Raw genomic sequence first — 12,133 nt, forward strand, 5'->3', positions numbered from 1 at the left:
TNTNTTTTTATTGCGGTTCTTTAACAAATGATAAATCTGCTAATCGAATACATCCTTGACTACTTTGATTAAATAATAAATTAATTTGTTTAATCTTCGTTAAATCAACCTCTTTGAATTGATTTAAAGCAAGACGCTCATTATATAAAACCTGTTCATTTGTTCCCATTAGAACTAATTCCTCAATCGAATTGATACTAGCATTTGAGGTTTGATTTTGTTCATCAATTAACTCAATTTCAAAAGATTGAGTGGCTAATTGATTTTGAATGACTTCACCGCTCATCACTTCATTTGATAATTGATTACTTAAATACAAAGAAATCGCATCATAGTGACTCAAATCCCGACTTCCTTTTGGAATTTCAATCGAAAGGCTCGCATTAGTATCATCCCACTTCATCAAAAAGCTCGTCGTTCCATCTGTTGTTCGTTCAATATTGATATCATTTGCAATAATTTTACCACCTAATGTATTCACCGTTGGATTAGATTCAATTTGAGCATTTATCAACATCATCGTATTCGGTACTGTTAAACTTGTTCTCACTTCAGCACCATACAGTGTTTTTGGCATCATTTCTAAAACGGTAAATCCACTTCCAATAGGCGAGCTATCAAAAACACTCTGTAGAAAATCAACAATGTACTGACTGACAAACTCTACATTATGTTCAAAGTTTAGGACTGATTCTAATTCCGAATCTGCTACATTAAAATCGTCAAATTTTCCTGCTTTAACATACACCAATGAAGTCATCGATTTACGAGCTTTCTCCTGACGATAATCTTCATATAATGCTTTACCAACTAAATGTTCATCTTCATTATATTCAGATAACATGATAGCGGTCGGAACATCAGGATATGAAAGTTCTTTATAATTAGTGTCTACTGGATCAATCAATAAAAGGCCTGCAAGGCTTAATTGTTGTTTATACTCTTGATCAAGTGCAATCTTATATACATTTGTTGTACTTTTTCCATGACCAATCATCACCACTTTTGCTAAACTGCCTTTATTCGTGAGCTCTACTCCAAACTCATCATTTTCACCAAGTAATGATTGACTTAAACGTTGACGATATTCATCAAAAACAGACTTCAACATCTCTTCATCGTATCCCTCAATAGAACTTAGCTCAGATAAATCTAAATGAATCGCCAAACAATTAGTGCTTCCAATCGCTGCTAAGATCTCATCATAAGCTCTCGAAACACCCTCTTTGGCATTCAAATCCGAAAAAATAAAGACAATCGGGTACTCTCCTTCAACTTCTGGAACAACTAAACTTCCCTTAAGAGGAATTTGAATTAAATTTGATTCATCTTTCAGTGTCATTTCACCTAAGTCAAAGGATAAAATAGACGCATCCATTTGTGTATTAAAGTTTGAATTATTTTGAACCCCAACAGGAGATATCGATTCAACTGTATCCACCAATGACGTGTCCTCCTGATTGAAATAAAATAAACTACCAAAAACCATAGCCACAAATACTATACCTGAAATAGCTATACCAAAAATCCATTTTATTTTCATCTATATTTAGCCTCCTTGAGAACTATTTATCACTATTTATTTTATTGTGAGACAAAAAATGGAATTTAAACAAAAAAAGTAAAAAAATAAAAGATGATTTCAAAAAATGAAATCATCTTTTTCAATTATGCTTGTAAAATCGTGCGAACTTCTAAAATTCCTCCCACAATACTGTCTTCAAATCGATTTCTAAAACTAACCGTCACTTTATATTTTCCATCCTCATTCGGTTTAACATTTGCTAATAAATCAGATGAAATCGGATAAACCACATCTACTACCTCTACGTTTTTCGTGGCCATTAATCTCTCGGTTTGAATCAATTCATCATTCACCAAAAGATCAAAAACACGTTTGACAGGCTCCAAATTCTCACCATTTAATCCAAAGTAAGAAACAAGTAAAGCCATCTTCTCGTTTGGTATGACTTCCATTTCATAACTAAAACTTCCATCTATTCCACGTGCATCTCGCCACCACATATTTACATCTGCTAAATAACCCGCGTAAGATTCAACTGATTTAAACTGATGCTCAATCTCAGACTGCTGTTCTCCCGTTTTAACAAGATCAACCGTCTGATCAAATAACAACTCATCGCGACTTAACGTTTCATCGCCCAAATTCAAAAATTCCTCTGACCTATACTTCGAAAAATAAATCGTATATCGCTCATGATGAATGGCATAAAAAGGCTTAAGTGTAAAACTAACATCTCCTGGCTTTGCATTTGGTGCAGTCTTAAATGTTAATGTCTTTTGATTAACAAGTTCAATCCATTGATTCAAATCTTGATAATCCGTCACAATTTTAGGGACCCTAATCGTTTGTTGCGTCATTAACGATAAGTGGTCAGGTACAATATCACAAGCAGGGAAATGCTCACAACCAAGTACCGCTGCTAAAACAACGGGCCCATACATAAACGCAACCTTATGCGGATCATCCATCGACACATACTCATGAAGCCCCATTGGTAGGACAATCTCAATCTCATCATCTGCATGAAATGTATCAGAAATCATTAAATAGCCTTGCCCATTCGCTTCATAACTTTGACCTTTGAACCTTACTTCTATCGGTGCATTTAACCAATAAGGCACACGAATTTTAACATTTAAAAACAGCTGATTTGCTTCCTCAAAAACAAGTTTTACTACATTTGAAATAGGAAAATCTGTTTGAAGCACTACTTTTAACTGCTCATCCTCTTTTACAAAACTTGAAGCCATAAATAAATTCACATAAAAATCTTCATCTTCTTTAAAGAAAATATGGTGCGTATAACGACCTGGATTCTCCATTCCAGTTCCCGTACAACACCAAAACGAATCTTCCTTTGTTCCATAAACTTTAAAATGTCCTGGATAATTTGAGGTAAAATAAATTTTACATCCTGTATGCGGATCTTGTGATGCTAAAATATGGTTATACGTAGCACGTTCAATAAAATCTATATATTTAGAATCTTTCGTCCATTTAAATAAATACTTCGCCAACTTAATCATATTATACGTATTACACGTTTCAGCTGCTTCACGCGATAATGGTTCTGTATCACTTGGTCCAAAATGTTCACCACTTGAATTTCCACCGATTACATAAGAGCGATGCAAAACCACCGTCTCAAAGAAAAACTTTGCCACACGATAATAATAGTCATCACCTGTTACTTCATATAACTTAGCAGCACCTAACACCTTTGGAATCTGTGTATTGGCATGACGACCTTGTAAATCATCAACCCCTGCAGCTAATGGATCCATAATTAGATGTTGCGTAAATCGCTTCGCTAAATAAAGGTATCGCTCATCCTGGGTGATTTCATATAATTCGGCCATCACCTCATTCATACCACCGTACTCACAAATCAACATCCGTTGAAATTGTTCATCACTCATCAGCCGACTGCCCTCATAAGCCCAATCTGCTAACTTTTTTAAAATATTCAACGCTTCTACATTTTTTCCAATCTGATAAGCATCCATTAACCCTGCATATATCTTGTGAATCGAATACCAAGGTACCCAGTAATGACTCAAACTAAAATGATCAACATGAAACTCCCCTGTAAAAACTTGTTCAAATGGTGTACTTAAAAATCCACCTAAGTACCCGTCTGCTCGTTGCAATAGAGAAAATGTTTCAATAATATAGTCCATACGCTCTTTAAGCTCTAAATCTTTGGTCGCCTCATACATACAAGCAAGTGCCGATAAATAATGGCCAATGGAATGACCTTTAATCTCTAAACTTTCCCATCCTCCATAGCTTGGTTTAGGTGGGATTTGAGATGCTCCCTCATAAATCGGTGCTAACAAACGCTCAACATCTAAATCCAGTAAGTACTGCTTTCCCACTGCTTGCGAGATTTCAAATAAAGAATCCTTTTCTAACCTTACAAATTCCGAACTCATTCCTTCCTCTCCCATCCACTTTTGAATACGTTTTCAATCATATAAAAACAAAATGTACTTACAACATCAATCGTTATAAGTACAACTTAATTATAAGTTTAACTACTTCTTCTGTCAATATTTTCTAAATCGTATCTTTCAAAACACCGTCATTAAACTTCAAAATGCATTCGATAACAACTTTCACGACGTCCCATTTCTTCAACAACCAATTTTCGAGCTAATATTTTGAGTCTATTATTATAACAATCAATCATTTGATCTCCCAATCTTAATAAAGCCTCAATATTTTCTTTTGAAATATTGTCCATCTGATGACTGACATGATTGGCCTCTAATTCCGGATCAATCCTTATATATTGATCTTTTATCCCATTTGAAGCGTATAATCGACTTAACTGATGATGAACTGTCTGTGAGCCTGCCGATCCGTAAATAGATAACGCTGGTATCGCCCACTGAATATCTCCCCAATTTCTAGCCTTTTCATATTCATAACTAATCTCTTTCGACCCTGTTCCAAGAGAAAAAATCAAAATATCCTCTTCACTCGGATTAAATGGAAACTTACAGGCCTCTATAAACGCACATAAAGCTGGGTTATTAGCAAACATCCCCCCATCAATTAAAGCTAACTCTCCCCGTAACACATCACTAATTTTAGCCACTGGAAAATAAGTTGGCGCAGCTGTACTTCCCCTAACAACCTCACGCACCAAGAAATTAAACGATTCATCTCGATAAGCATTCATCTGATTAAAAAACATTGCCTCTCCTGAGACAATATTATATGCCGGAATCAAACAAGGCTTAACTAAGTCTTCCATCCGCGTCTCACCTAAATACTCTTCTAATAAATGTTCTAAATAATGAGGTAAATATTTAGGTCCAATCAAACCAAAACCACTACTAATTCGACTCCAAATTGTTTTTTCAAAAATATAAATTCCCTCATTCACATATAAGTCTAAAATCTGTTGGGCACTATATTTTGATTTTGTTGATCCCGGTCTTTCAGGGCATAAATAAAGACTCGTTAAAATTGCCCCCGTACTCGTCCCGGCAATCAGATCAAAATAATCACTAATGTGAGCCTCTTGATTCCCGCTATAAAATTTTAGTAATTCCTCCAGCCGAATCAGCAGTTTAGCAGGAATAATCCCTCTAATTCCTCCACCATCAATTGAAAGAACTCGAATCATATTCGGCATAATCATCCCTCCATTATTCCTTCTTACTTTAATATATGAGATGAGAAGAAAATAAAATTCGAAGAAAAAATACCCTCTTTTCGCAAATAAAAAAAGGCCTACTGGCCTTTCATCTCATTAAGCGCTGACTTTTGAAGCTTTTGATTTCGTATAAACGTCAAAGAAGACTGCAATCAATAAGACAAATCCTTTAATTGCTTATTAATGATCAATCTACTTTCAGCTCTCATTATCTTTCACAAGAACATGACCATTACTAGAGTCGAATCATCTTAAATTCTACTCTTTATGATATCAATTCCCCACTAATTTTACAGTTCAAATAAACTTATCACAAATACTGTCTATTCATCACCTAAAATAAAAAAAACAGGACAAAATCCTAGTTTCAAATCATATTCATCTTTACTATTTTACGACTTACATCTTTAGACATAAAAAAAGATATCCATTTGGATACCATAATCATCATATTTGGTGCGGGTGACAGGAGTTGAACCTGCACACCAAAGGTACTAGAGCCTAAATCTAGCGCGTCTGCCAATTCCGCCACACCCGCATATCATTATTATAGCAAATTTTTAATAAAAATCAATACCATAATAACTCAAAATAAAAAAATGGTGTCCTGCAGAGGACTCGAACCTCTGACCCTCTGATTAAAAGTCAGATGCTCTACCAACTGAGCTAGCAGGACACATTTAGAAATATAAAATTACTTTTATTTAATGGCTGGGCTAGCTGGATTCGAACCAGCGCATGACGGAGTCAAAGTCCGTTGCCTTACCGCTTGGCTATAGCCCAATATGATTTTAGTTTCTTATTAATGGTGGAGGATGACGGGCTCGAACCGCCGACCCTCTGCTTGTAAGGCAGATGCTCTCCCAGCTGAGCTAATCCTCCAACTGAATGGTGCCGAAAGCAGGACTTGAACCCGCAACCTACTGATTACAAGTCAGTTGCTCTACCAATTGAGCTATTTCGGCACTAATAAATGGTGACCCGTACGGGATTCGAACCCGTGTATGCATGCGTGAAAGGCATGTGTGTTAAACCGCTTCACCAACGGGCCATTCCGTTAACAACTTACTCATATATAATATCACGCCTGTCGAATCCTGTCAACAATTTTTATTAGTTTTTTTGCCGAATAACTAACAAATATATTATGACCTACTTTAATTTAAATATACTCAAATATTTACTTAAAAATAAAAACCTTGATAAAATTTTCAAAAGCTTTATCAAGGTTTAATTCAATTCTAGTTTTTAGGTTTAATATCTAATTGCTCTAATTTATCCCATAATACTTTTAACGCTTTCTCTGGATCACGGTAAAAGACACTTCCACGAATTCTTAAGAAACACCAACCTGCACGTTCTAGTACGCGCTGACGTTCCATATCTTGCTCAATTTTCTCACTGCCATAGAACGTATCACCATCACACTCAATAGCCAACCTTGAACGTACCCCCTCAACAACTAAGTCAATTTGATACTTTCCTACGCGAACTTTTGGAGTCACTTCATAACCATGTGACAAAATAGCTTTCATCACATCAACTTCAAACAACGTTTCACATGTCCCACTTGTTGAGACAAACATCGGTTTAGGATTTTGACAATAACTTAATAATTGATAACGAATATCTTCAGGCATTAACTCTTCTAGTGTGACAGAGTGATATAATCTCATTTCGCATTTTGCTCGTGAGGCAGCCACATTAAATCGTTGAGTATATTGTTTTTTATTCAACGTGTTATAACGCATATTCGGAGCAATAACTAATGATAAACACATAATATCGCGTTCATCTCCCTGGAAAGAATAAGCGTCCCCACAAATAATTTGTCGCTCGATCATCACTTTCTCACCAACAGCATCAAGTAATAATGAAGAAATATATTTAGCTTGCTCTGCGCCAAGTAACGAAATAACGCCAATACTCTTATGAAAATAGGCAGGATTTTGAATCATTTCCTTTATATCAGAAACAATACGAATCGCTTCTTCATGATTGACTTTTCGCTCATTACGCGTTGCATTTTCAATATAAATAGCACAAACTGGTGGATTAAATTGCTCAGAAGTCAGTGGTAACTTTAATGGAATCATCTCGTTATGGTAACTTAATGCATTTGAAAAACCAATGATTTCAGGCACACATCTAAAGTGTTCTTTTAACATTAATTTACCTTTACTTGAAAAAACACGACACGCCACATCGTAAAGTGATGTTTGTAAATCGTATGAACTTCCTCCTTCAATATTATATAAATAACGCTGAGCTAAATCTTTGACTTGTGTTTCACTAATTCCCGGCATCATCGGACTAATTTGTTGATCATCCCCGACGATAACTGCCTTTTTAGCTCGCATAAAAATAGGTAAACTTAACAGATTACATTGACTACTCTCATCGATAATTACCACATCAAATAAATCTGGATTAATCGTAAAATTCTCAATAGCTTCTTTTACTGGCATAATCCAAACTGGAATCGCCGACTGACACTTTTCCATCTCAGTACGTGCTTCACGACGATATTTAGAGGCATGACGTCCCGTTCCTTTACCAATGCGATTCATTTTTTGCATCCATGTTTGAAGCGCTCGATCCTCTTCTGGCGTCACACGTTCTAATTGATTTTTCCACGTCATTTTAAAAATTAACTGCTTAATAATTGAAACCTCTTCTTTTTCAAGCAGAGATAGTTTCATTTCGAGCTCGCCAATTTTCCACTCATCAAGCTGATTTAAAAACGTTTGAAGCTTTCCAAACTCAAAAATTTCTTGTAAGCTTCCCGGAATTGATTCAACTAACCCAACTGTTCCTAATATCTCATTTGCAAACAATGGCATACTAACTTTTAAAGTATTTAATAACTGATAAAATTCTTGATACTGTTCCTTAATTTGAATTAAAGATTTAATTTCAACTAGCAATTCACTAAAACGTTCATGATTCTTTTCAACTAAGGACTCATATAATTTTGAACAAAGCGGATGCATATGATCATTCATCAAATTCGTTTTATATTGTGATAACAATACTTGATAAACGTCTCGCCATCCCTTTAAGCGCATTTTAACTTGTGTCAACTCAATCGAATAAGCTAAATGACTTAGCTGTGATAAATTCTCATACTCAATCTTTTTAAACGTCTTTGTTGAGGCGGTAATATACTCATTCAATGCTTGAATACGCTCCACACACTCTAACGTATTTTCTAATTGTTTTAACTTTTGATGATGCTCGAACAACTTCAAAAGCTGATTACTCTCAATCAAAGCTCCACCATTCACCGCTAAATTCTTATTCCAAACCGCCGCAAACTGTTGTAAAAGCTCAATCTTCTCTTTATACAATCTCACACAATCTAAATCATGCAATGTTTCAATCTTGTGCCCGTTTACACGGGTTTTTTCATAAAAAGCTTTTAAGTCGGGATTAAACGTTAAATATAAACCTCGAATGGGTTTATTAGCGTGAAGTTTCTCTGAAATGGTCATCAAAAACTGCTCGTATTTTGGATGATCAAAAAACTCGCATCGAACTTCATCATTTACAATTTTTAACTCATGTTCATTTATCTTAACCATAATCTGTTTAAGATGCTCATACACCGTCTGCCAAACCGAATATCGATCATCTGTTAATAAACACTCTTTTAAAATATGTTGTTCAAGTGGATCTTGTACTTTATCAAGCTTTGACACGAGTTGCACTAATTGTTGATGCACATTTTCTAAAAACACACGATTTTCATCAAACTCATATAAATCATCAAAAACTTTCAATTCCTCAAGACGAGTTAAATAACCTTGCTCCTCTTTTAACAAATGGCGGTATTCTTCAATACTTAACACACGACTTAAATTTGGAAAATGAGAATGAATAATCTCCTTATGCATTCTAGGTAAATGACACTTTAACTCCCACAATGTCACAAACTGCTCATCACTTAAGGGACACGTTGCATTCATTTCAATTAAATCTTTAACCCAATGATACTGAGCTGATTTTTCAAAAAACAACTGTGCCATTTCATAAGGCTGAGACATTTTCTCCTTCCATGGATATCCTTTTGAATCTAGCTCTCTGAATCTTATAATATTATTTCTCGTCATATTCATTTGGCGACGAATCATATCTAACTGACGACTTAAAACCTGAATTTCTTTTTCTAAAATCTGGCTATCATATACTGCTAATCCTTCAGAAATACCACGAATCGATTGCTCAATCTGATTAAGTGACTGGCGATCCCCACCAAGTAATGAAACACAAAGCGGCTGAATTTCTTCAGGTAATTTATCCATCAGAACACGTAATGCTTTATCTTTTTCACTCGTCACTAAAATTCGCTTCCCATGTGACAGCAAATGAGAAATTAAATTGACGATCGTATGGCTTTTCCCCGTTCCTGGAGGTCCCTGTACGGTAATGGCAATATTATTTTCAAGGCGTCTTGCAATATCTTTTTGCTCTTCATTCGCTGGAAGTGGAAATAATAAGTTCTCCCCTACACCCTTCCAACTTAAAACATCCTCATCACTTAAATTTAATCCCTCTACCCCGATGATCGATTGAATCGTTTTAGGAATCTTTCCACCTTCATCTATATAATCAAGCGTTAACTTTAAATCCTCTTTTAATAAAACATCCGATTTAGCTCGTACAAATAGCACATTACGTGGAGCTACAACAGGATATTTTACGCCCTCTTCTGACATAAATTTCTCAACATATTGACCATTTGGATGGATATAATGAATAAACTGGCGTAAATAAGGCTCAAATTCTTCTACGACAAATGGATTAATCGATTGATCCGCTACAAAATCCTTCAACTTCATAATTTCAGTATGATTTGGCAGTTCAATCCCCGATAGCATCTCAAGTTCTAGCTGATACCCCTTCCCCCCGGGAATTAATTTGGCAATTCCTTTTTCAGCATCAAACTCTAATTCTAACTTCGTTGTTAAAAGAGGATGATAAATTTGTGACTTACTTGGATAAGTGAGCATCCCAATTCCAAGCATTAACTCGAGGGATTTTTCCTCTGATTTAAAAACCTGCATCAACTTGAAAAAATAATCATACATTTTTTGAACTTGACGCTTACGCTTTTGTATCACCGCCCATTGCGTCCATAACCCTAACCATAATTTATACTGAGATGTAATTAATTCAATTCTCGATAAAACATCATCCATTTTCTCTAGACATTCTTCTTTAAAGATAAATGAAGAAGAATGTGAAAGTAAAAAGACTTGCCATGGCGTTAAATCAAATTCTTCATCTATCTCACTTTCAACTTTATCGCGTAATTTTTCAAGCTCTTCCTTTAGAATTTGCAATAACTCTAAATCAGAACAACTCACACTACTCTCTTTCGTATAATCAAAATCAAGTAATGTGACAACCTGAAAAACTAATTCATTTAAAGGAGGATAATCAGCATTAAAAGATTGTTGGTGAATTTCAATGACTGACTGTTCATCGTCTCCTTTACCATCCAAATATAGTCCAAATCCTTCTTCTAAATCATCCAAAAACCAATATTTCTCGTATTTCTGTATGTGTCGAATCGGCTCATAACTTAAATTTCGAAGAGCCAATAAATACTCGAATAACTGTCTCACCTTTTTCTCCACAGTCTTCCCTCCACTTTTCTTCAAAATACACCTAAACCTGATATTTTTCTACCTTTATTATATCATGAAATTTCCATGTTTCTTCCTCATTTCTCTCGTAGAATTCTAGGATTGTTTGATGTTTTTTGTCGTAATATAACATTTTTTTATAATTAAAAGTTAAATCAATCACTAGACTTTATTAAAGAGAAAAATTTAAGCATTTTTTTGCATTAAGTGAAATAAAATTCATGTTTAGATTAATCGGAATTTCCACTCCTATCATGATATTCTCTCTCTTAACAACCGTATATCCAACATTAAATGAAACTTTTAGAAACTCACTCTTTCAAATTATTTCAGCCATTTCAACAACTAGCTATGCAACCGTATCCTTTAACGACTGGACTCCATTTGCGCTTTTCTTAATGATAATTCTCATGATTATGAGCGGGGGAGCAGGTTCAACATCCGGTGATATAAAACTCTATCGTATCTTACTTTTATGTAAACAATGTATCTAGAATCTAAAAATGAAATTTAAATCAGAATTTTTTATTAAGGAAGACACACTCCTCAAACCGGAAGGAAAAATATTTTTAGAATCATCTTTCATTATTGAAGCTTCTACCTATGCTTTCGCCTATCTAATTCTCTTACTGATAGGTACCTTCATTTTTTTAGTATAGGGTTATCCACTTCAATCCTCATTATTTGAATTTTCATCAGCACTTAAAACCAATGGACTATCTATCGGTATTACTTCTGCCACAACTCCACCGTCATCTTATGGACTGAGATAATTGGGATGATGTTTGGCCAACTTGAAATCTGGGTGATTGTAATTGCTATTATTAAAATTTTTAGACAAAAGTAAAAGGAGTATATCTACAATATACTCCTTTTACTTGAACTAAATATACTCATTTTCTATTAAATAAACAATCTCAGTCGTTGCAGAATTTGAAAAAAACGATTTTTCTTGTTGTTCAATCAAAACATGACCTGCAAACATCACTATAACTAAAAGAACCATTAAAATACCTAAAAAAATCCATCTAGACCAACTTGATTGATAAGATGGTCTTTTCTTATTACGCTTATTAGAATTTATTTCAATCTCATTATCCGAATCATAGTCAATCAATACTCCTGCTTCTTCCAAGTCCTTTTTATTAAATTCTTCAACAGTTACATCTAAAGCGCAGGAATTGATAGAAATTATCTCACCTTTTTCCATCTTCTATCCCTCCTATACTATTTAGTATATAAAAAATAAGAAAATAGGTGATATAAAAGTAAATCTTTCACTATTTAACT

The 12,133-nt window shown here is 34.6% G+C and carries 6 protein-coding genes and 6 tRNA genes; 1 reads left to right on the forward strand and 11 read right to left on the reverse strand.

Annotated features, from left to right (window positions below; all coding sequences use genetic code 11):
* Positions 1–7: 7 nt before the first annotated feature.
* The 10 genes from HMPREF9402_RS00395 to HMPREF9402_RS00440 all read right to left on the reverse strand — a co-directional run bounded on the left by HMPREF9402_RS00395 (position 8) and on the right by HMPREF9402_RS00440 (position 10,834).
* Positions 8–1,543 (reverse strand): poly(ethylene terephthalate) hydrolase family protein, encoded by a 1,536-nt coding sequence (locus HMPREF9402_RS00395; protein WP_009606149.1) that lies wholly within the window; start codon positions 1,541–1,543, stop codon positions 8–10.
* Between the two features lie 125 nt (positions 1,544–1,668).
* Complete coding sequence (locus HMPREF9402_RS00400; RefSeq protein WP_009606152.1) at positions 1,669–3,960, reverse strand: beta-L-arabinofuranosidase domain-containing protein; 2,292 nt, start codon at positions 3,958–3,960, stop codon at positions 1,669–1,671.
* 152 nt (positions 3,961–4,112) lie between these two features.
* The gene (locus HMPREF9402_RS00405) at positions 4,113–5,171 is read right to left on the reverse strand and encodes a patatin-like phospholipase family protein (protein WP_009606151.1); all 1,059 of its coding nucleotides are present in this window, start codon (positions 5,169–5,171) and stop codon (positions 4,113–4,115) included.
* 475 nt (positions 5,172–5,646) lie between these two features.
* Positions 5,647–5,730 (reverse strand) — tRNA-Leu (locus HMPREF9402_RS00410).
* A gap of 62 nt (positions 5,731–5,792) precedes the next feature.
* Positions 5,793–5,868: transfer RNA gene (locus tag HMPREF9402_RS00415), tRNA-Lys, on the reverse strand.
* 32 nt (positions 5,869–5,900) lie between these two features.
* A tRNA-Gln gene (locus HMPREF9402_RS00420) sits at positions 5,901–5,975 on the reverse strand.
* 23 nt (positions 5,976–5,998) lie between these two features.
* Positions 5,999–6,074 (reverse strand) — tRNA-Val (locus HMPREF9402_RS00425).
* A 7-nt stretch (positions 6,075–6,081) separates the two neighbouring features.
* A tRNA-Thr gene (locus HMPREF9402_RS00430) sits at positions 6,082–6,157 on the reverse strand.
* 9 nt (positions 6,158–6,166) lie between these two features.
* Positions 6,167–6,243, reverse strand: a tRNA-Glu gene (locus HMPREF9402_RS00435).
* Positions 6,244–6,433: 190 nt separating this feature from the next.
* Positions 6,434–10,834, reverse strand: coding sequence for an AAA domain-containing protein (locus HMPREF9402_RS00440; protein WP_009606153.1), 4,401 nt, complete (start codon positions 10,832–10,834; stop codon positions 6,434–6,436).
* A gap of 263 nt (positions 10,835–11,097) precedes the next feature.
* Between HMPREF9402_RS00440 and HMPREF9402_RS14995 the strand changes: the two genes are divergently transcribed.
* A complete protein-coding gene (locus HMPREF9402_RS14995; protein ID WP_350022611.1) occupies positions 11,098–11,337 on the forward strand; it encodes a potassium transporter TrkG in 240 nt (79 codons plus the stop codon).
* A gap of 389 nt (positions 11,338–11,726) precedes the next feature.
* Here the strand turns inward: HMPREF9402_RS14995 and HMPREF9402_RS00445 are convergent, their stop codons facing one another.
* Complete coding sequence (locus HMPREF9402_RS00445) at positions 11,727–12,053, reverse strand: hypothetical protein (RefSeq protein ID WP_009606150.1); 327 nt, start codon at positions 12,051–12,053, stop codon at positions 11,727–11,729.
* Between the last annotated feature and the right edge of the window lie 80 nt (positions 12,054–12,133).

It is taken from the genome of Turicibacter sp. HGF1, assembly GCF_000191865.1.
GTDB classification, from domain to species: Bacteria; Bacillota_I; Bacilli_A; order MOL361; family Turicibacteraceae; genus Turicibacter; species Turicibacter sanguinis.